This is a genomic window from Brumimicrobium sp. (assembly GCA_023957385.1).
GTDB lineage: Bacteria > Bacteroidota > Bacteroidia > Flavobacteriales_D > Crocinitomicaceae > Brumimicrobium.
This window is the reverse complement of the sequence record JAMLGZ010000001.1, coordinates 1,601,524-1,623,629: the sequence shown is the minus strand read 5'-3', so window position 1 is coordinate 1,623,629 and position 22,106 is coordinate 1,601,524. Positions and strand designations below refer to the sequence as shown.

16 protein-coding genes are annotated in these 22,106 nt (G+C 32.9%); 7 read left to right on the top strand and 9 right to left on the bottom strand.

The genetic code is table 11. The features are described from left to right. Nucleotides 1–50 precede the first annotated feature (50 nt). Complete coding sequence (locus tag M9897_07105) at nucleotides 51–4,706, bottom strand: translocation/assembly module TamB (GenBank protein MCO5268644.1); 4,656 nt, start codon at nucleotides 4,704–4,706, stop codon at nucleotides 51–53. A 23-nt stretch (nucleotides 4,707–4,729) separates the two neighbouring features. On the opposite strand from M9897_07105, the gene tsaD reads away from it, so the two are divergent. Further along, on the top strand, nucleotides 4,730–5,752 hold the full coding sequence (gene tsaD, locus M9897_07100) for a tRNA (adenosine(37)-N6)-threonylcarbamoyltransferase complex transferase subunit TsaD (protein MCO5268643.1): 1,023 nt from the start codon (nucleotides 4,730–4,732) through the stop codon (nucleotides 5,750–5,752). Between the two features lie 2 nt (nucleotides 5,753–5,754). After that, the gene (locus M9897_07095; GenBank protein ID MCO5268642.1) at nucleotides 5,755–6,168 is read left to right on the top strand and encodes a DCC1-like thiol-disulfide oxidoreductase family protein; all 414 of its coding nucleotides are present in this window, start codon (nucleotides 5,755–5,757) and stop codon (nucleotides 6,166–6,168) included. 6 nt (nucleotides 6,169–6,174) lie between these two features. Here M9897_07095 and M9897_07090 read toward each other — a convergent pair whose 3' ends face one another. The 6 genes from M9897_07090 to M9897_07065 form a co-directional block, all read right to left on the bottom strand. Continuing rightward, nucleotides 6,175–7,605: a hypothetical protein gene (locus M9897_07090; protein MCO5268641.1), complete on the bottom strand. Its 1,431-nt coding sequence runs from the start codon at nucleotides 7,603–7,605 to the stop codon at nucleotides 6,175–6,177. A 28-nt stretch (nucleotides 7,606–7,633) separates the two neighbouring features. Then, entirely contained in the window at nucleotides 7,634–8,098 is a 465-nt protein-coding gene (gene coaD, locus M9897_07085; protein ID MCO5268640.1) for a pantetheine-phosphate adenylyltransferase, read from the bottom strand. Nucleotides 8,099–8,121: 23 nt separating this feature from the next. Then, nucleotides 8,122–8,664, bottom strand: a complete 543-nt coding sequence (locus M9897_07080) for an RsmD family RNA methyltransferase (protein ID MCO5268639.1) — start codon at nucleotides 8,662–8,664, stop codon at nucleotides 8,122–8,124. Beyond that, nucleotides 8,655–9,419 (bottom strand): DUF3822 family protein, encoded by a 765-nt coding sequence (locus M9897_07075; protein ID MCO5268638.1) that lies wholly within the window; start codon nucleotides 9,417–9,419, stop codon nucleotides 8,655–8,657. The genes M9897_07080 and M9897_07075 overlap by 10 nt, the downstream gene beginning before the upstream one ends. Before the next feature lie 9 nt (nucleotides 9,420–9,428). Beyond that, on the bottom strand, nucleotides 9,429–10,325 hold the full coding sequence (locus M9897_07070) for a hypothetical protein (GenBank protein ID MCO5268637.1): 897 nt from the start codon (nucleotides 10,323–10,325) through the stop codon (nucleotides 9,429–9,431). 117 nt (nucleotides 10,326–10,442) lie between these two features. Continuing rightward, complete coding sequence (locus M9897_07065) at nucleotides 10,443–12,752, bottom strand: discoidin domain-containing protein (GenBank protein MCO5268636.1); 2,310 nt, start codon at nucleotides 12,750–12,752, stop codon at nucleotides 10,443–10,445. Nucleotides 12,753–12,826: 74 nt separating this feature from the next. Between M9897_07065 and M9897_07060 the strand changes: the two genes are divergently transcribed. Further along, a complete protein-coding gene (locus M9897_07060) occupies nucleotides 12,827–14,248 on the top strand; it encodes an AAA family ATPase (protein ID MCO5268635.1) in 1,422 nt (473 codons plus the stop codon). Nucleotides 14,249–14,251: 3 nt separating this feature from the next. On the opposite strand, the gene M9897_07055 is transcribed toward M9897_07060, so the two are convergent. Then, nucleotides 14,252–16,492 (bottom strand): hypothetical protein, encoded by a 2,241-nt coding sequence (locus M9897_07055; protein MCO5268634.1) that lies wholly within the window; start codon nucleotides 16,490–16,492, stop codon nucleotides 14,252–14,254. A gap of 131 nt (nucleotides 16,493–16,623) precedes the next feature. Between M9897_07055 and M9897_07050 the strand changes: the two genes are divergently transcribed. From M9897_07050 to M9897_07035, 4 genes are all read left to right on the top strand, one after another. Continuing rightward, on the top strand, nucleotides 16,624–18,132 hold the full coding sequence (locus M9897_07050) for an LptF/LptG family permease (GenBank protein MCO5268633.1): 1,509 nt from the start codon (nucleotides 16,624–16,626) through the stop codon (nucleotides 18,130–18,132). Then, a complete protein-coding gene (locus tag M9897_07045) occupies nucleotides 18,125–19,297 on the top strand; it encodes a glycosyltransferase family 4 protein (GenBank protein MCO5268632.1) in 1,173 nt (390 codons plus the stop codon). Before M9897_07050 ends, M9897_07045 begins: the two co-directional genes overlap by 8 nt. Continuing rightward, a complete protein-coding gene (locus M9897_07040) occupies nucleotides 19,275–20,450 on the top strand; it encodes a glycosyltransferase (GenBank protein MCO5268631.1) in 1,176 nt (391 codons plus the stop codon). The genes M9897_07045 and M9897_07040 overlap by 23 nt, the downstream gene beginning before the upstream one ends. Nucleotides 20,451–20,561: 111 nt before the next feature. Beyond that, nucleotides 20,562–21,794 (top strand): bifunctional 3,4-dihydroxy-2-butanone-4-phosphate synthase/GTP cyclohydrolase II, encoded by a 1,233-nt coding sequence (locus M9897_07035; GenBank protein ID MCO5268630.1) that lies wholly within the window; start codon nucleotides 20,562–20,564, stop codon nucleotides 21,792–21,794. Nucleotides 21,795–21,816: 22 nt separating this feature from the next. Here the strand turns inward: M9897_07035 and M9897_07030 are convergent, their stop codons facing one another. Next, on the bottom strand, nucleotides 21,817–22,047 hold the full coding sequence (locus M9897_07030; GenBank protein MCO5268629.1) for a hypothetical protein: 231 nt from the start codon (nucleotides 22,045–22,047) through the stop codon (nucleotides 21,817–21,819). Nucleotides 22,048–22,106 lie beyond the last annotated feature (59 nt).

The following is a 22,106-nucleotide window of genomic DNA, read 5'->3' as shown; positions in this document are numbered from 1 at the left end:
AAAAGCAGTTCAATTGAACTGCTTTTTTTGGTATTTTAAATAAAGACTATCTACTCTCCTATTACATCTTCTGGCTTAATTCCATCCTCTTTTATATCTTTTCCAGCTTTAAAATATTTGTCAGGAATAGGGATTCTATCATCCTCTTCTTCTTGTATTTTAACCCAATTTTCTTTTTTTCTAAACATATTCGCAAAAAATTGGAATAGCTTAAAATCATGTAAACTATAAAAATCTTCTCTATAACTTATACCAACACCTTGAGTGAATTGTCCTCTACCTTCATTTTGTATAGAATAGTTGTTATTTGATTTATTAAATACATTCAATCGGAAAGTTCCTTTTTGATTCAATAAATATTCAATTTCCACATCTCCTAAGAATTGACTTTCACTTGCCGTTTCGCCTGTTGTGACATCTTCACTTTTCTTCGTCCCTACTCCAACTGATCCAGAAATCAACAAACGGTCGTCTAAGAAAGATTTTGAGATACCTAATTCTCCAGAAAACTGTCCTGAATAATCGTCATTATCCAAGTTTACATTCATTTTATACCCATCCGTCATTCTATTTAAAATAGCATTAATCTGAGATGAAGCTAAATCAAGGAATGCACTTCCTGTGGCTCCACTTGAACCTGAAGTTCCACTAAGTGGGAGAAAAGATTTTGAAACCACCAAAGAGAAAAATTGTCTATTCAGTTCATCTCTATCACTTTTTATTCTTGCCAGAACGGCACTCCCCGCATCTGTCACTTTAGGAGCTTCTATATCAAAGGAAATTGAAGGTTCCATTAATTTTCCAGTTAAATTTATATATGCAAATACTTCTTGGTTTGAAGATGATTTAGCATCAGTAACATCAGGCATAACAGTAGAAAAATTTGCATTTGTTTTATAATATGCAGACACATCTATAAATGCATCATAAGGATTCCCTGTCCATTGTAAGATACCTCCTGAATTAATGTTAAACGTCTGACGATATGGACCCATTACAAAATTATACGACCCTCCTGCAAGTGTATATACTCCTTCCATCGCTAACTCATTGAATTTATCCACAGACATACGGATATTTCCTTCTCCACGAGCCGTCAACTCATCTCCTGTCTTATCATCAAAAATAATTTTGACTTCCGCCTGATCTGTCACATCTATATTCATATTCAAATCCACTCCTGTAAGATCCACCTTCTTCTCTTTCTCTTCATTTCCACCTTCTTTCTTAAAGGTAATGAAACCATCTTCTTCTATAGTTGTTGGTCCATACATCGGTAAGACAATTCTCGTTCCTTTCTGTGTTTTTGCATTCACATTAATAGAAAGATTATCCAAATAACCAGAAATTGTCGTTATTCCCGTTACATACGCTTTGCCATAATATGCTCTATCAACATCGTAGGTGTTATTCATTACTAAAAATCGTTCAACTGGCAAGGGTTTAGATCTATCATTAGGCATACGTTTATACGGATGCTCCTCCATGTTAAATAGTAATTCAAAAAACATATCTTTAAATCCTTTATGGAACAAAGAACCTGTAATTGAACCTACATTTCCTTCTTCGTCTGTCATTGGCATCTGATTCACAAATATTCCATCTGCATAGGATTCAATTCCTCCTTCAAAATAAAAATTAGATCCTAACAAAGAGAGATTAGCCATTCCTTTTTTAAGCATCAGTTTACCCGTTAAAATAGGCTCATTTGGTGTCCCTGTTAAATGTAACATACCATTTAGCTTTCCCTGAATATCTTTCATGACATCCGGATCCATAAACTCATTAGCTATTGAAATATCTGTAGAATTAAAAATCATATCAAAATCTAGATTTCCATCCTTCCTTTCTTTATCAATATAATAATCTCCCTCAAATTGAAATGTTTGCTCACCTATAGAAAAAATATCTCCAATCATATTTATTTTCTCATCTTTAGAGAGATAATTAGCGCTAAACGAAAGGTCACCCACATTGGTACTATTTACAGCTAAATCTCGTATTATAGCATCACCATAGAATTTAATTCCTTTTGTAGGTGAAGTAAGATATCCTGAAATATTAGCTATACCAGAATATTTTGTTAATGGGTTCATAAATTCAGAAAACTCATCTAATTGAAAGTCCATTATGTCAACATATAACTTATCACTCTCGTCATTCGATAAATTTCCATACGCATAAATATATTGATTATCATGTTCCATCTTTAATTTTCCTAAATAGAAACATCCTTCAGAATACCTCATAAAAGTTTGGTCTTGGATATTCCATTTATGTGTTCCCACGGTTAGAAATGAAGGGAAAAGATTGGCACTAATAACTGATTTATCCTGCATGTTTATCATCATTTCAATATTCGATGGCAAATTTTTAGTATTATCAAACATTAATTGCATATCTAACATACCATTGTATGCTAATCCGGTTAAATGGATTTCTTTAAAGAAAGTAGAATCTCTATGCTCAAAAGAATTAGCATTTACAAGTAATAATAGCTCTCCGTTTGAGACTTCATGGTTGGCTACGATTTTATTAAATCGAATTGAATCAAACGCTATATAATCAGAGTGTATATTAAGATTAACCTTATTTTTAGCTTCTTGAAAATCACCATCTATATGCGTATAATCTGCTATTTGTAATTTAGGGTAAATTACATTTAGTAAAGGATTAATTTTTTTAATAGTTAAGTCATACTCAAAATGAGATGGAATAGATTTTTTTAAATCTCTACTATCTGGAATTACTAATGCTGGAAATATCTTTACTATTTGACTTCCTAATTGATCAATTATATACTTATAATCAATCTTACCATAAACTTTAGCATTTATCAGTTTAGATTCTATTTCTATACTATCTTTTTCTTTTTGATGAATTACAAAGGCTGTGAAATCGGAAGTTTCTAACACCTTTCCCGGTTCTTGATAATACATAGAATCAATAGATAATTTTCCAACAAAATCATCCAATCCATTTCCTTTCAACTCCACTGAAATAGTCGTATTAATCTCTGCTTCACGTTTTACAGTTGGGAAAATCTCATTCAATCGGGCGCATTCCAAATCAATATCACCTATGATTTCCATTTTATTACCTACATTCGCATACCCCTTAAATGTTAAATCAAGATTTTCATCTCGCACATAAACATTACCTTTAAGGATACTTTGAGACGAATTCTTATGTGAAATGAAACGATAATCTACTCTATCCAAAATAACATAATCATAGGAATAATCATATATCTTAGTATTTCTAAGAATACCTGATATTTGTTTTACTTGTATGCCATCTTTGTTAATAGTTGCCGAATTAATTCCAATATTCCCATTGATATTTCCATATTTATTTTTCCCTAATATTGTATTGATATCGAGATTTTCAACTTGAAGTTGATTATTAGTATTAGCTATAGGAATTATTTTAATTTCTTTAAAATCTCGATCAGATATAAAATTAAAATCATTCGTAAAATGGACAGTACCCAAATTTGTAACTAATGTTGAAAATTTTAAGTGAATATTGGTAGAAGAACCTGTTGCTATAAAATTATACCCTTCAATTTTATTTAATTTTTCTAAAGTTTCAGGCCATTTTATATAGGTGGTAGGGCTAGAATCCGGCAATCTTAACTTTTCTAAATCTTCCTTATAGACTAAAAAATAATCTAAATGTTGATAAATATCTGCCTCAGATAGAATTCTAAAATCGGGTAGTGAAAAATCTCCTTTGACAAGAGATCCTTTTCCATATTTCAAATAGAGGTTATTCATCTTCATATCCTTTACAGGGTGAGAAGTTGACGCCGCGATTGTCACAGTTTCGTCCATTCCCTTTAATTGAGGAGCGAAATATGCAATATCTTTCAAAGAAACAAATGAAGTATCCAAATCTCCTTCTATGTAAACGGAATCTATGAAATATTTAAAACTAGTAATATGCTCTCCACGTAATTTAAAAGAGTTTAAATAGATATTTGAATTATTAGTTTTTAGCTCAGCTTTTCCCATATTCAGTCCTTTCTCACTGAATACAGCATATCCATCTAAATCTGTTAATCTAAAACCGCTTTGATCAATAAAAGAGACTTCTTTAAAATTTGCTGCATAGCTATCTTTTTTAATTTGTACGTCAAATGCTTCTACATTAATCTCTTTTAGTTCTATATAGTTATAATCAACACCATATAAAACTCTTTCCTTATGTTCATTGATATATGAAAATGTGGAATTTCTCAACTTAAAATGTGTTGCGTTAATTAAAAAATCAGGCGTTGTTGTTGTTTTATCTGATTTGAATGCGTCTATAATAAACTGGAGGTTCAATACTTCCTCATCGCGATATTTTTTTAGGAAAAATACAGCTTGATTTATTTGAACATTATCTAAATCAAATTGCAAGTCTGCTGATTTTGATAAATCAAAATTCACATATAATTCTTGAATATATGCCAAAGTATCTTTGTGCTGATCTTCAATAAATAAATTATCAAAATATACTTTATCAAAAAAAGCAACATCAACTTTACCTATTGATACTTTAACTCCTAGATATTCTGTTAAATAATTTGTTGCATAATGGGCTAATAAAGTCTGAAATCCTGAAGTACGTATAAAAAAAGCAAATGCAATAATAGAAACAATTAAAAACTCAAGTAATATGAGTATTGAATTGCCTATTATTTTGAGTACTTTTGTCATCGTTATAGCAAAGATATTTAAACTTGTCAAAAAAAGATATAATCATACTAGGTATTGAATCATCTTGTGATGACACCTCTGCAGCCATCCTCAAAAATGAAGCCATTTTAAGCAACGAAATTGCTGGTCAAAAAGTACATGAAATATACGGAGGAGTAGTTCCTGAACTAGCATCCAGAGCACATCAACAAAATATTGTACCAGTAGTATATGCAGCTATCCAGAAAGCCGGCATTCAGAAAAAAGATATTGATGCTATCGCATTTACACGAGGTCCTGGACTCCTAGGAAGTTTAATCGTAGGTACCTCTTTTGCAAAATCTTTAGCTTTAGGGTTGAATATCCCTATGATGGAAGTGAATCACATGAATGCGCATGTTTTAGCTCATTTTATCGACGATGAAAATAAGGATAAACCTTCGTTTCCATTTATTTGTTTGACAATTTCAGGAGGGCATACGCAAATTGTTCTGGTGAAAGATTACTTGGAAATGGAGATAATAGGTACTACCATTGATGATGCGGCTGGAGAGGCCTTTGATAAAACAGCCAAATTATTGGGAATTCCTTATCCTGGCGGACCCATTATTGACAAATATGCACAAGAAGGAAAACCAAATTCCTTCACCTTCACACATCCACAAGTAGAAGGATTTAATTACAGTTTTAGTGGATTAAAAACCAATATTCTTCAATTTTTGCAAAAACAAACTCAAAAAGATCCAGATTTTATTAAAGATAATTTAAAAGATATTTGTGCCAGCGTTCAAACTACCATTATAGATATACTTTTCGACAAACTCATTATGGCAGCACAGCAGCATCATATTACCGAAATTGCAATTGCAGGAGGTGTGTCTGCTAATTCAGGAATACGAAAACGCCTACAAGAAGAAGGTCAGAAAAGAAATTGGAAAACCCATATACCCAAATTTGAATATTGTACCGACAATGCAGCTATGGTAGCCATTACTGGAAGGTATCTCTATCTTAATGGTGAATTTGCCTCACAAGATATTAGTCCCGAAGCGAGACTGAAATTCTAATTATGAAATCCTCCATTACTTCCTTCGAGCGAATTGTTTTTTATGATGGAGATTGTGGCTTTTGTAGTGCTGCTATTCAGTTTATTTTAAAAAATAGAAAACATTCTTTTTATTTCATTGCACTACAATCAACCGAAGCAACCAAATTCCTTTCCACCTTTCATACAAAGATAGATATGAATTCTCTATTTTATTATGAGAAAGGGAAGTTATTTAATCGTTCTACCGCTATCTTAAAGATCTGCCGACATCTCAAAACTAGATACCTTCTTCTTTCTTATTTAGGCTGGATATTTCCTCGTCTAATACGTGATTCTTTTTATAATTTGATTGCACGTAAAAGATTGCAGTTAAAAAGTCCCTCTTGTATTATTCCAACAGAAAATGAACGGAAATATTTTTTAGACAGGAAATAAATGAGGCTATTTATGGTCTATACTCTTATAATAGCGGGTAATATTAATCAACAAATTATCTATGGTATTGTAGTTGCTGTCAGGGCGTGGACTCAACGCAGGAGCAGCCACTATATATGATGCTGCATCTATCAAGATATAATATGGATATTTAACCACACTTATTTTAGAAAGTAACTCATCATCCTTATCAACTACAGCCAGATCCCAACTGATTTTATATTCCTTTATAAATGAAGTTGCATTTTTTAGTAGAGGATCATTTTTATCTACTACCAAAACCGTAACATACTGAATATATTGACCAAAGCGTTGTTGAATTTGTGCTAAAAGCTTAATATCATCCAATGAAGCTTTCATTTCTTTAGAAAGAAACTGTATATACAAATGTTTTCCCTTATAATCTTCCAATGTTTTTACTTTCCCATTTACAGAGAATTGAATTTTTGGCATACTAGATCCAGGCACAAGATCAAGCAGTCTAAATTTAATATTTGAAGCAATTTCCATATGTTCAGGAAATAGTGATTTTACAGACAAACTATCCAAAATATGAATAATACCTTCTTTATCAAATAAATTTGTATGATAAATATCTGATAATATATCAATCATTACAAGCTCACGGATACGAACATTTTGGAGCGTATAATCTTTACCAAGAGCATTCATCACTACAGAGGGACTCCCAGCATGAATCCCCTTCTCCAATCCTTCATGTGCTTCATTGGATAATTGAGCTTCATATTTCTGGTAGTAATGAGTGAAATAATTCATATACCTATCGTTGTCATAGCTGACCGGGTATTTTTTTAGGTAGAAATCATATTTCTCATATTCATTTCTTTCTCCCAAATAAGCCAGATTATCTAAATCAGCAATAGAAAATCGAATATAAGTTTTCAAAAATAGACTAGTATCACTCTTATATTTGGTAGAAATATCTTCTTTAAATTTCTCTAATTGAACTACAAAAGAAGTGGGATTTACAGATTTTTGTCCATAAAAATTTTCCAGAAAAGCAAGTTGCTCATCTTCAAAAACTAAGATTTTATAGTTAATGTCATCAGGAGATAATTCGAGGAAATAAAATTCGGCATCTACACCAATGGTGCCTTGTCCTTCATACGGTGTCCCCGGAGTTACAAATAAATTGTATTGTCCTTCTGGTTGAACATACATGGAAAAGAAATTTGGGCCAATCTCCACGTAAATCTTTTGCGTTTTATAGTTAGAGAAATTGAGTTGGAATGTAGAATCAGTTTTCACTTCCGTTCTGGCTACTTCTGTTTTTAAAAGACTTAAATAATCTTTATAGAAATAAACCTTAACTTCTTGCCCTACATACGCATTTGCTCTTCCTGAGATCGTATTTGTTTGAGTAAATCCAACTACAGAAATAAAAACAGATAAAATAAAAACAAGCATCTTATTCATACACAAAAAATTTACTGTGTGCTACAAACTATTTTGTAACGAGCAATTCTGAATTTGTTACAAAAGCATCAATTTTTCCACCGCTTTTATATATCTCACGTACAATTGTAGCATTTATTGCAGCAAATTCTGGAACGGTCATAAAAAATACACTTTCTATGCCAGAAATTTCAAGATTCATTTGCGCAATACTGCGTTCGTACTCAAAGTCTTTGGTGTCACGGAGGCCTCTCACGATAAATTCTGCACCAACTTGTTTACAAAAATCAACTGTCATCCCTGTATATTCTTGCACTTTTACTTTTGACTCAAGTTGAAAGATTGATTGAATATGTGTTTTACGTTGTTGTAGGTCAAATAAATAGTTTTTAGATGTATTGAATCCTATTCCAATGATTACTTCATCGAATAAATCGACAGCTTTTTTTACCACAGATTCATGGCCTTTGGTAAAAGGATCAAAAGAACCTGGAAAGACAGCAATTTTCTTCATACTTCTTTAAAATTAATGGCAAATTACGGATTATGTTCGAAAAAACTAAAAACAATATGCCCATATTTTCTACTACTCCTAAATTTAGGGTGATTAGAAAAATCATGATGTGGATCATGTTCCAAAATAAATAAACCATCTTCACTTAAAATCTTACTAGCCAAGATAGCTTCAATCAACTCTTCATACTGCTCAAAATTAAAAGGAGGATCTGCAAAAATGATATCATTTTCTAACCTCGAGTTTTCAATATACCGAAAAGCATCTGACTTCAACGCAGTAAGATATTCATCTAACTTATGATTTTTGGCAAATTGTTGAATAAATTTTATGCTTCTAAAATCGCTATCTACTGCTATAATTTTCCCAGCTTGACGAGAAGCGAATTCAAAAGAAATATTTCCCGTTCCTGCAAACAAATCCAAAATATTCAAATTTTCTAAATCAAATTCATTTACAATCAAATTGAACAAGCCTTCTTTGGCAAAATCTGTTGTAGGGCGAGAAGGGAATCCTTTGGGTGGATTGAATCGATATCGCTTTAATAAACCACTAATTATACGCACAGTGTTTGAAGTTTTATAGAAGAGTCTGCTTCAGTGAGAGCTAAAGATCCTAATTTGTGTAAATTTTTAATTGTATTTTGAGCAGCTTGAACAGCATTTAAAGTTTTCTCGTTGGAATATAGAAAAAAAAGTTCTCCTTTTTCGGTGTTCAGCTTTTCCTTTTCAATTACATACAATACATGATAGACGATATCATCAGCAGTTTGACATTCAAATGTATTAGAGAATTTTAATTCATTGTGCTGAATCACAGCTAAATTGATATAATCATCACAAACACTAATGATTACCTTTCGATTAAATGTATTTTTCTGAAATAATGCTCGTAATGTAATAGCATGTTCATGCTTAAACACAATAGTTGGAAATTTAATCACAAAGAATGATTTAACCCAATCAGGAATCTCATAAATACTCACCATACTCAACTCCATCAAACGACTAAAATCAATCATATTTGCATCTACAGTATCTCCAAATAATAAATGATATAAATCAACAGATGTTGATTCATTAAAGAGTGTTAGTGGTATTAATGCTTGTTTTGGGGAAGACCAAGCTAATGAATAATCAGAATATTCTGAAGAAAGATCTAATTCACTAAATATTTTTGTTAGCTGGGTTCTATAACCTTCTGCATTACTCTCCAATAGCTCAAAATCCTTCTGCCAATGGATAGTTTGATTAGAACGAAAAACCTCAGCAATACTTACTGAGGTTTTTGAAATAAATATGGCTAACTGAATGTTACTCAAAGTTCAAAATTATTCCCATGTTCCTTTATCAGAACTAGTTTTCAAATTACCAAAGCCTATTATATTTCTCTTTCCACCCTCAAACTTTGGAACTGCCTCATGACCATAAACGTGGATAGTAGCAATCGTATCACCATTCAAATAAGGGAGTTTATCTACTGTTTCTATAATCCATTCTTCTTTTGGATTAGTCATCGGCACATATCTTAATTCATCAAAATTAAACTCACCTAATCCTAAACTCTTTCTAGCTGCTTGTCTGGTAGTAGAAGCTAAAAACTCATCTTTGTAATATACTTGAATTGTGTCACGTTTAAAATTAATTAAGTCAGCGCTATTTCCAGGGTTACCATTTGCTACAAGTAAAGCTGCTTCTCTTTCTGTCATGTTCTTATCCAATGCTCTTTTATCTTTGTATAGAGCATCTCTTTCTGGAATAGTCATTTTACGTGATGGAACAGTTCCTGAAGCATCAATTTTTGTAATTTTATCATTCTCAAAAAAACGTTTTAATTCATCAAAATTAGAAGCATACACTTTATTGGTAGCTTTATAAGCTCTCTGAATATCTCTAATTTCACCTAGAACATAGATATTTAATGCTGAAGACACCTTATAATCTTCCTCGTGCTGTATTGTATCCTCAACAGATTTAACAGACATATAACCTGTAATAGCTGTTATAACGATACATAGAGAACCAATTGCTAATACAATATTTTTTTTCAGAATTCCACCACTGAATAAGATAGCTAAAATACCACCAATAAATAAATTCACCGCGGCTACCATAAAAAGAGCATCTTGATGTGTTCTTAAACCAAAAAAAATCATTCCAAGACCAATTATTGCAATAAAAGACGCTACTAAATAGCGTTTTACCAATACAGATAGTTTATTATTCATCTTCTACGTAATTAAATTCTAATTCTTATCTTCACAAAACTACAATAATTTTGAAATGTGGGTGATTATTCGATTATATTTTTTTGAATAGCTTTTCCACAATCATTTTTTAGGTAATTATTGCTTTAACACTTTTACATTAGCAAAACTTCCTTCACTTTGAATCTTAACGAAATACATTCCATTAGGCAAAATGGATAAATCAAACTCATATTGATTTACATCCATTTCTGTGTTAAAATATTTTACTTGGATAATTTGCCCAGTAATATCATATACACTAACCACTAGATTTTTCCACTGATCCTGTATATTCAACTTAAAAGTATGTTGCGTTGGATTTGGATAAAGTACTGCACTTAATTCCTTAGACTCCTTAAAAGATGGCACATTTAATACAAATGGATCATTACTGTATTTTATTAAATATCCTCCAACATGATAATATGGATTGTATCCATCATTACAATCGGGGCAGGTTGCGCCTGAGATACAATTAGGATTATTTGGATGGCAAAAATCTTTGTAATCTTCTTGGAATACATAACCCAAACTAATTGTATTATTATTCAAATAAGGTTTTAAATTATAATTAAATATCATTCCCATACTACCTGGACACCATCCCGCTCTATCGTATTGCCAAGTTCCACTTTGAGGTGAGCAACTAGCAGGGTTTGGATTGCATTTTTGCCATAAATCCTGATCAAATGTATTCACTCCATTCACATCAATATGATGAATCGCATGGTAAAATTCTGCTGCATTTAAGGAGTTATTTTGTCCCCAACCATGTCCTGTAGAAATCAAACGAATCAAAGCAGAGTCCACCTCATGTTGAATAGAGGATGAGATAACAGGAACTGGTTGTAAATCTGCTGGATTTCCAAATGAAAAATCTCCATGCCACAATTCTTCTACACTTGAATATTTATATTTTGGAGTTCCTGCTCGGTAATCTAAGGACAAATTAAGCTTCCAACCACCTGTTCCCCATGTTTCTATATACATTCTAAATTCTACTTTTCCTTGTAAAATAGAAGCTAAATCAGTTACATCAGCAAAGTCACTACAAGCCTTTCCATAAGGTGTGATATAACGGAATATTTCCATCCAATCTCCATTAGGTGCTTTTACTTCCACCCAACCCAATCTATCCCAGTCATCACATCCTCCAGGTACACCAGGACACGAGATAGAAAAATCAGCAATAATTTCATCATAAGCACCTGTGAATTGCGGCATATCATAAGTTCCAAAATACCATTGTGATCCAATAGTACCCATATCTATCACACCATTTGTAAAAGTCATAACAGAACGATCTTGGATATCATTTGATACATTTAATGTATATGTTTCTGTAGTTACTGTGCCATTACTTGCTGTGGCTATTACTTTAATTTCATTTGGTCCAAACGCACTTGGAGTCCACCAATACTGATAAGAATTATCAACTAAAGTTGCCAAATATTTGGTTCCTTCTATTTCATACTCAACTTTACTTATTTCCAAAGCATCTGGCTCATCAATACTAGCGTAAGCATGTAATAAATAAGCACTTAAAGTAGGCATTTTCACATCTTCATTCTCTATAAAACGTGTTGTTATTACAGGAGAAATAGTAGTTAAATCAACAACATCAAAAGTTTGGACAGCTTCCCATGGGTAATAAGTGGCATCTCCAGCCTGAGAAGCTTTTATAGTTACTTGACCTCCTGTTCCAGTTAAAGTCACTTCATTTCCAGTAATAGTAGCTGGACCACTTAGAATCTGGAATGTGATTGGTAAACTTGAATTTGTTGTTGCTACAACTTGGAATGGAGCATCTGTAGTATACTTCTTAGATATAGTTTGAAAACTAGCTAATTGATTAACCTGACCTGTTGCTGGACAAGTTGTACTTTCATACACATCAATTTCTGAAAGTATTGTATAATAGTTATTATCGTAAGGAGTCAAAAAATTAAAACGAATATACTGTGCAGTTACCGCTCCAAAATAAACATAGGTACGTTGAGCTGCTGCATTAATATTTGGATACGTTAGTTCCCCTACAGACTGTGCCGTTTGCCAATCACTACCATCCATACTTAAATAAACTTCATAATCTTTTGGTTTTCCATAAGGATTATCAAATCTACTAAGAAGAGAGAAGCCACTTACATCGTAAGAATTTCCTAGGTTAATTTGGATTTCATGAGGATATCCTGGTTGAGCATTTTGCCATTGGGTATGCCAGAATTTGGTGGTATCTCCATCAATTGCATAGATGGCTTTTCCATTATTAGCACCTTCACCCGTAGTTTCTTCACTATCTACATAATGAATAGTCCAAGCTGTTTTTGGAATAGGCAAATTATCACATTGAGCGTAAGTGTAGGTAGTGATTAGTGTGGTTAAAATAAAGGTTATTACTTTTTTCATGATTTAAATTTATAGATTACAAATATAGAGAGAATTTGTAATATACTCAACACTCTTTTTATTATCTTTGAATAATGGAGTTTCAGCAGGAATTATATAGGGAAACCATTCGTCAATTTCCGCACGAAATCGTCGAATCTCAACATATATTATTACACAATCTCTGTGCTTTTTATGTTTCTGAACGAAACTTTCCTTTATTTATCTTGAAAGGATATGCTGGAACGGGTAAAACAAGTTTATTAAGTGCCTTTGTAAAAGCTTTAGTTCAACTCAAAAAGAAGTCAGTATTATTAGCCCCAACTGGACGAGCAGCTAAAGTTTTCTCACACTACTCTGGAAAAAGTGCTTTCACCATTCACAAAAAGATTTACCGAAAAACAAAACTCGATGGAGGGATGATCCAATTAGGGATTGCTCCTAACCTTCATACAAATACTTTATTCTTGGTGGATGAAGCCTCCATGATTGGTGATTATACAATGCAAAATGATGGCTCTATTAGCCCTAGAAATCTCTTAGAAGATTTGATTAATTATGTGTATCAAGGTAAAAATTGTAAACTTATTTTGATTGGGGATGAAGGGCAGTTACCTCCTGTTGGTAGTGATTACAGTCCCGCATTAAATGCAGAGTACTTAGATAATCATTTTCCGACACTAAGCATAGAAGAGCACCAACTAACAGAAGTTTTGCGTCAAGCAAATGATTCAGATATATTGATGAATGCTACCCTACTCCGCTCCAGTACGGAGAATAGATATCCTCATTTTACATTGCGTATGCATAACGACCTGATTCGTTTAAATGGAGGGGATTTACAAGAAGAACTAGAAAATGCTTTTTCTCATTACGGGCGTGAAGAAACTATCGTTATTACCCGAAGTAATAAACGAGCAAATCTTTTCAATCAACAAATTCGTAATCGCATCTTTTGGTATGAAGAAAAGATAGTGAGTAGTGATTTACTCATGGTTGTAAAAAACAACTATTTCTGGTTAGGTGATAAGGCAGAACATGGGTTTATTGCTAATGGAGAAATTATTGAAGTTACTCGCGTTAGAAACTCAGAAAATGTATATGGATTTGATTTCATGAATGTTTCTATACGCATGCCAGACTATGAGGAATATGGAATCATAGAGGTTAAATTATTACTAAACACATTAGAAACAGAAACCCCAAATCTTTCTCGAGATCAAATGAAGGAATTATTCTTTGAGGTTGAAAAAGAATATGCTTATGAGAAAAACAAAAAGAAACGGTATGAATTAATCATGAACGACCCATATATGAATGCGTTGCAAGTGAAATACGCCTATGCTGTTACCTGTCATAAATCACAAGGAGGACAATGGGGCTGTGTATTTGTAGATCAGGGCTTTTTGACTGAAGATATGTTAGATAAATCCTTTTTCCGCTGGTTATACACTGCACTAACTCGAGCAACAGAAAAACTATATTTGGTGAATTTTAGCGATGAATTCTTCAAATAACATTTAGTTAAACTCCTTGAGTGGAATTACCCTATCTCCTACTTGTAATACTGCTTTCTTTATTCCTTTCTGCAAATTCTTTAGAGCGCTATTAACATCTGCATTTTTATTATATTTTGCAAGATTATCTTGTGCTTCCAATACAAATTTATCTAGTATTCTTTTTGCACGATAAGCTGTAAGCACTTCATTATTACTTAATTGATATTTACCTTTTAGAGCAATCACTTTTGGATTGCTTGGGTTAAATTCAGTTTTCACCGGCAAAGTAAAACTTGAAATATCTATTAGCGTTTTTCTTGCAGTTATTACATGTATAAAATTGTTTTTAAACAAGATATCTTTTCCGAGAATTTTTTGTTCATCATCCCGTACAGTATTTCCTTCATAGTCTTTCCCAATACCATTGGCATGCAATTGTATCACAAGCGGCTTCTTTTTTTCCTTCAATGAATTATATAATTCTACAAAACCAATCGAGTCATTAGCATTAAAAAAAGTGCCTCCTGTTAATTCATAACTATCTTTCTTGAAAAGCTCATCTTCTTTTTCTAAGCTTAAGACAGAGTTATAGAAAACTGGCGCATCCACAATCCCTACATGAAGCATTACTTCATTAAAATTCACATCCGCATAAGTATCAGGAATAGTCAATAATTTCACTTGGAAGTCTTTATTATCTCTAGCAGCGGGAAACACCAAATCTTGTGTCTGAATATCAAATGTAGTTCCATCTTCAAATACATATAAACCATCCTTCTCAGTAAATTTCATCCAAGTTTCTCCTATTAGTGCATACATATCATGCATTTTGATTGTAAGTGCTTGAATTTTGTCTAATAGCTCCTCTTTTTGTTTCTTTAATTCTTTAATTGCTTTTTCAACTGCTGCTAAAGCACCATACATACTTACCACTCCTTCTTGTCTCGGAACGCGAACACCTCTATTTTTATCCGTTTTCAAATCAGGAGGACGTGTGCTATATTGCTCCTCAACACTTGGTTTTTTTCTTGGTTTTGGAGTCTTTGTAGTAATTGGTTCTTGACGAATTGTTCCTATATCTTTTTCTGTTTTATCTATATTTAATTTGATTCCATCTCGCTGCTTTTCATAATATTTAATCCAATATTCGATTCCTTTTTTACCATAAATCTGATCATTCATAAAGAGTATATCTTTTTTCATTTTATGAATGATTCCCATATAGGATTTACCACCTGCCATACTTGAGTCAGGTGATAAGAAACGTGAATCTTTTATACCAAAAAGAGGGTAAAAACTTCTTCCTTGCTGCACTACAACAGTAGTTTGTTTTTCCTTACTATATCCCCACACATCAAAATGTACGATAGTTTGTCTTCCCTTTCCAAAACTTTCATAGTTTTCAACAAGATGATCTTTTGCAACTATCTCTTCATTTTTCTTTTCTAGTTTTTTATCTTCTTTCAAAATTGGCTCATAAGGAAAAAAACCAGAAGCATTAGGTAAACCATTGATTAAACGCCCTCTTTCATCTTGTTCTCTAGCTACAAAATTTTCAGAATTAGTGCCCTGACCTTTCCCAGCAGCCATCAATTTATTTTCAAACAAATCAGCTTCTCCACCTAATGCGAGATAAATTGTATAAGTTTTTTCTTTTACCCATTCATTGATAGCGTAATTATAGGCTTCAATGACCTCCATCTTATCCTTTTCAGACCAAGTAGAAAATGCATTAAGCATTGCTACCTTATCATTTAGCGTCAACGCTGGATTGGCTATTTTTTCTATAATTCCAAACGAAGGCATATTATTATCTTTGAAACGCTTTGCTTCCAGAGGAAGCTTGGTGTAAACTAACTTATTAAACCTTTCTATTTCAACTGGATCTATCTTTAAAAATCCAGAATCAGCAGGTTTAAACTGGAGCATTCTGTTTAATTTCCAAAGTGCTACTTTATTAGCTAATTCATTCACAATTCCTTTAGATGCAGTACGTATCGCATGGGTATATATTACCAAGCTATCTGGGTTATGCATGGTTAATTGTTCCATGGAATCTAGGTTTAACTTACCACTAGGAAATAAAATTTTCTTTCCAACATAATCAATATATCTTCCTAATTCTTTAGAAAATAAAGGGGTTTTAACAACCGAGTGATAAATATAAGCCTTTTCGACTCCACTCAATTCACCTCTTTCTTGCGCAACGGTCCAAGAAATAAATTGAAAAAATAAAACAAAATAAATTAACCAATTCTTCATGGAACAAATATAAAAAGTTCCCTTAGAATGAAAAGATTTATCCATAGGATTGAATAAATTTTATATGGATTCGTTTCCAATATATCGGCTAGGTTTTAAAAAATCAGTACATTCGCACTGGTAAGAAAGGAATGAAAAAATTAAGTGTCTTTTTTGTTAAATCCTATATTGGGCCGTTTTTAGCGACCTTTTTTATTTCTATGTTCATGCTCGTTATGCAATTTCTATGGAAATACATAGATGATTTAATGGGTAAAGGACTAGAAGTCAGCATCATTATGGAGTTATTATTCTATGTGTCTGCTAGTTTACTTCCATTAGCCTTACCATTAGCTATACTACTTTCTTCCTTGATGGTAATGGGGAATTTGGGAGAAACCAATGAATTAACAGCCTTAAAATCAAGTGGACTTTCTATTTATAAAATCCTACGACCTTTAACTATTGTTACCATTTTTATAGCATTAGGAACTTTTTATTTTGCAAATTATGTCATTCCGGTTGCAAATTATAAATGGCATTCCATCATTTGGGATATTCAAGAAAAGAAGATGGCTTCTTTCTTGCGACCAGGTAGATACACGCAGGATATACAGGGTTTTAGTATTAAAATTAATGAAGGAAAAAACAATAGTTTTAAACGGATGATTATTCACGACCGTAGGATGACGAACGAAATTAAAACAATTGTAGCAGATTCGGGAGAATTTTTTCAATCGGAAAATGGAGAATTCCTATTCTTTAAATTATACGATGGGAAGGTTATTGAAGAATTAAATAGTTCTCCTGACTTCATAAAAGAAGGAAACAAAAATACATTTCCAAGTAGAAAATCTGATTTTAAGGCAGCTACCTACAAAATGGATATGAGTGGGTTTAAGCTTCAACGAACCAAAGACGACCTATTTAAGAATGATTATGAAATGCTTAATGTCTTTCAAATCAACAAAATTGTTGATTCATTACGAAAGGAATATGCTGATATGATGCAAAATCTTTCGTATAATACAAAAATTAAGCATTCTTATTTCAGAGCATCAAAGAAATATACCACAGGAGATGAAAACTCTCCAATTGCAGCATATATTTTTAATAAAAATCAAGAAAAGGCTAAAGGAAATCAAGACACTGTCGTAGCGAGTGACACCACATTAGTTAAACTTTCGGCACCTATATATTCATTTTCTAAAATGCCTAACAACATACGCTCATCTGCCATTGAATCTATGAAAAGTCAGTTAAGAGTAAACATCGAATCCTTGGAAGGGCAAAATGGAATTGTCGAATTGCGACGTCGAAATTTCAGACGATATGAAATTGAGTTTCACCGCAAGTTTGCTCTTTCATTTTCTATAATTATTTTGTTCTTTATTGGTGCGCCTTTAGGAGCAATTGTACGTAAAGGTGGTTTTGGTGCACCTGTAGTTATTGCCGCCCTACTCTTCATGCTTTATTTTGTGTTAATCACCATGGGAGAAAGTATGGCAAGTAATGATGTGATTTCTCCTGCATTAGGTATGTGGGGACCCAATTTGTTTCTAGCTCCATTTGCAATTTTATTGCTACGAAGTGCAGCTAATGATCGTAGTATTTCTGTATCATTTAAATTTTTTAAACGTAAAACAAAGAGCGGTGCTTAAGATTTTTCATTTATCTAATAAACCCCCTTTCCCACTCAAAGATGGTGGATGCATTGCTATTTCAAGTATCTTAAAGTCATTATTATTAGCTCCTCAAACAGAGGTTTTTCATTTTACAATTACTACCCAAAAACACCCTTTTAGACTAGAAGAATACCCCGCCGAATGGAGAGCCAAGATGACTATACATGCTGAATATATCAAAACAAAAACAAATATATTTGGCGCCCTCATTCAGCTTATCAAAAATAAATCATATAATATCAGCCGTTTTGAAAGTAAAGAGGTTGAAGAATCAATTAAAGGCTTCCTAGACGGAGTTGACTTTGACATAGCCATACTCGAAAGTATTTATATGCTGCCATATCTGCATTTATTCAAAGAAAAGGGGATGAAGGTAATTGTGCGAACCCATAATGTAGAACATCAAATATGGGAAGGGATGTCTAAAAACTCCAAGTCATTTTGGAAAAAGAAATACTATGGTAAATTAGCAGAGCAGCTAAAGATATATGAATTAAATACGCTAGCTCAAGCAGATGGAATCATTGCGATTTCTGAAGAAGACGCTCATTTTTTTCAAGCAAATTTTCCTACGTTAAAGCTAAAAACAATCCCTACAGCAGTTAAAAGCAACTACCCAATTCCAGATTATTCAAAAGATGATTTCTATTTTTTAGGTGCCATGGATTGGAAGCCAAATCAGGAAGGAATCAAATGGCTACTCGAAGAAGTCATTCCGAATGGAATAAAAGATTCTAGCTTTCATTTAGCGGGGAAAGGATTGAAAAACAATCAATACAAGCACCCTTCTGTGCAAACCTATGGAGAAGTAAAAAGTGCCCTTGAATTTATCAACAATCATGGAATTTGCCTTATCCCCTTGCATTCAGGTGGCGGAATCAAGATAAAATTGTTAGAGAACATGGCAATGGGAAAACCTATTATTACTACTACTGAAGGAGTAAGAGGCATAGATTTAACACATGAAAAAGAAGTATTAATTGCCGACGACCCTATAGCGTTTACAAAATGGATGAACATTTTACACCAAGACAAGGATTTACGCAGGTATTTAGGAACAAATGCTAAGAAATACGTACAAACCAATTTTGACGAAACACGATTAACTAAACGACTCATTGAATTCATCCGAGACATATAAGAAATTGGTTGTTATAACTTCTCGCTTTCCCTATCCATTAGAGAAAGGAGATAAGTTACGTATTTACCAGCAAATTAAGCAGTTATCTAAACATTTTGAAATTCATCTTATTTCTACAAATGAACATATCGTATCTCAGGCCCAGAAAGATGAATTAAATTCATTCTGTAAGAGTATTCACATCTTCCCTATCTCTCCTTGGCAAAAAGCAGTTGGTATATTTTGGCGATTTTTTGATGAAAAGCCTTTTCAAGTTGGCTATTTCTATCATTACACCATTCAAAGAAAGATTGACAAATTATTAAAAACTATTCAGCCTGATCGTATCTATTGCCAGCTTATTCGTTCAGCAGAATATGTAAAAAACTACCATAATTGTCCAAAGACTATCGACTACATGGATGCTTTTTCAAAAGGTATGGAAAGACGAGCTAAATCAGCTTCTCTCTTAAAACGAATGATCTTCCAATCAGAATGGAAACGTTTGTCGTCATACGAAAATTCTATCTTTGAATACTTTGAACACCGCACTATTATTTCAGAACAAGATAAAAACTATATATTTCACAAAAAGAAAGATACAATTCAGATTGTACCAAATGGTGTGGATGAATTATTTTTTGAAAAAGAAAATAAACAAAAAGATACCGATATCGTATTTATTGGAAATATGGGTTATCCACCAAACATAACAGCTGTACAATTTCTTGTAAACAATATACTTCCCCTATTACCTACTAAAACAACTGTAAAGATAGCTGGCTCCTCTCCTACTTCAGAAGTGTATAAGCTCGCTTCTGATAAAGTAGAAATCACAGGGTATATAGACGATATTAGAGATGCCTATCGAAGTGCCCGCTTATTTGTAGCTCCAATGTTTCTAGGTACAGGCTTACAAAATAAATTGCTAGAAGCAATGGCATTAGGAATTCCATGTATTACAACTTCCCTTGCCAATAATGCCTTAGGAGCTATACCAGAAAAAATGATCTTAATAGCCAATACACCCGAAGAATTTGCCCAACAGATACAAAGACTCCTTTCCGATTCGGATTTGTATAAATCAATATCTCAATCTGCACAAGACTATATAAGTCAACATTTCACATGGGAAACAACTACCCAAAAACTTATTGATTTAATTCGTTTATAGACCAGTCACGCAAAACTTCTACTTCAATTTTTACTACAAGATAACTTTCTACTTTAAGTATTCAGATTCAACTAAAAATATCGTATCTTTGCACAAAATTTAGATATCATAATGGAAGATCGTAAACTCAATACAATCGAAGAAGCCATCGCCGATATAAAAGCCGGAAAAGTTATTATAGTTGTGGATGACGAAGGGAGAGAAAATGAAGGAGACTTTGTAACTGCTGCCGAAAATGTGACACCTGAAATCATTAATTTCATGGCAACGCACGGGAGAGGTCTTATTTGTGCACCACTAACACAAGAGCGTTGTGATGAATTAGACTTACAGCCAATGGTCAAAAACAATACTGTTTTGCACCATACTGCTTTCACCGTTTCAGTTGATTTAATAGGAAATGGCTGTACTACTGGTATATCTGCACATGATAGAGCTAAAACAATTGCAGCTTTAGTAAATGAAAACACCTCTGCCCATGAATTAGGAAGGCCAGGACACATTTTCCCTTTAGCAGCTAAAAAAGGTGGCGTGTTGAGAAGAGCTGGACATACAGAAGCTTCTATTGATTTAGCCCGTCTTTCAGGAATGAAACCCGCAGGAATATTAGTAGAAATACTTAATGAAGACGGAAGTATGGCACGTTTACCCCAGTTATTTAAAATTGCTGATAAGTTTGATTTAAAAATCATCAGTATTGAAGATTTAATCAAATATAGATTAACAAAAGAAACTTTAGTAGAGCGCCAGGTAAAAGTGCATCTTCCTACCGAATGGGGAGACTTCGATATGATTGCTTATACAGATAAAAATACGGGAGAAGAACACCTGGCTCTTATCAAAGGTGAATGGGAAAAAGACGAACCAATTCTAGTACGCGTTCATAGTTCCTGCATAACTGGAGATATCTTTGGCTCATGTCGTTGTGATTGTGGACCTCAACTCCACAAATCAATGCAAATGGTACAAGAAGCTGGAAAAGGAGTTATTATCTATATGAATCAAGAAGGTCGTGGAATTGGTATGATGAATAAGTTAAAGGCCTATAAATTACAAGAAGAGGGCTATGATACTGTTGAGGCAAATGAAAAGTTAGGGTTTAAACCAGATCAACGAGACTATGGTATCGGAGCTCAAATCCTTAGAGATCTAGGCGTTACCAAAATGAGATTAATGTCTAATAATCCCAAGAAAAGGACAGGTTTAGTTGGTTATGGATTAGAAGTAGTAGAAAATGTTCCTATTGAAATTGAGAGTAATGAATACAATCAGTTCTATTTAGAAACTAAACGTGATAAAATGGGACATACTATAAGAGTCGAACATCATCACGACAAAAAATAAGATCTATCAAAAAAAGAAGAGATTATTTCTCTTCTTTTTCAATAACTTCATCTCGTTTTTTAAGAATTTTGCTGGACCATTTCCTGGCGATTATAAGTACTATTACTAAAATAACAGTAATAATGATAATATCCATAGATTCCCAAAAGTTTACTTGTTTCTTATCTACTTGCTTAATCTCTCGAGGAGTTTGTGCTAACAATACAAAGAAACTCATAAGGAAAGTTACTGTTAAAGCTAATTTATTTTTCATATTTCTATACGATTTAATTCATTATTAAAACAATTAAACAAATGTAAAGTTTAAAATCG

Bases quoted from the DNA above. Each gene is read 5' to 3' on its own strand.
- M9897_07105 (MCO5268644.1), bottom strand. From the start codon at position 4,706: ATGACAAAAGTACTCAAAATAATAGGCAATTCAATACTCATATTACTT.
- M9897_07095 (MCO5268642.1), top strand. From the start codon at position 5,755: ATGAAATCCTCCATTACTTCCTTCGAGCGAATTGTTTTTTATGATGGA.
- M9897_07090 (MCO5268641.1), bottom strand. From the start codon at position 7,605: ATGAATAAGATGCTTGTTTTTATTTTATCTGTTTTTATTTCTGTAGTT.
- coaD (MCO5268640.1), bottom strand. From the start codon at position 8,098: ATGAAGAAAATTGCTGTCTTTCCAGGTTCTTTTGATCCTTTTACCAAA.
- M9897_07070 (MCO5268637.1), bottom strand. From the start codon at position 10,325: ATGAATAATAAACTATCTGTATTGGTAAAACGCTATTTAGTAGCGTCT.
- M9897_07065 (MCO5268636.1), bottom strand. From the start codon at position 12,752: ATGAAAAAAGTAATAACCTTTATTTTAACCACACTAATCACTACCTAC.
- M9897_07060 (MCO5268635.1), top strand. From the start codon at position 12,827: ATGGAGTTTCAGCAGGAATTATATAGGGAAACCATTCGTCAATTTCCG.
- M9897_07055 (MCO5268634.1), bottom strand. From the start codon at position 16,492: ATGAAGAATTGGTTAATTTATTTTGTTTTATTTTTTCAATTTATTTCT.
- M9897_07050 (MCO5268633.1), top strand. From the start codon at position 16,624: ATGAAAAAATTAAGTGTCTTTTTTGTTAAATCCTATATTGGGCCGTTT.
- M9897_07035 (MCO5268630.1), top strand. From the start codon at position 20,562: ATGGAAGATCGTAAACTCAATACAATCGAAGAAGCCATCGCCGATATA.
- M9897_07030 (MCO5268629.1), bottom strand. From the start codon at position 22,047: ATGAAAAATAAATTAGCTTTAACAGTAACTTTCCTTATGAGTTTCTTT.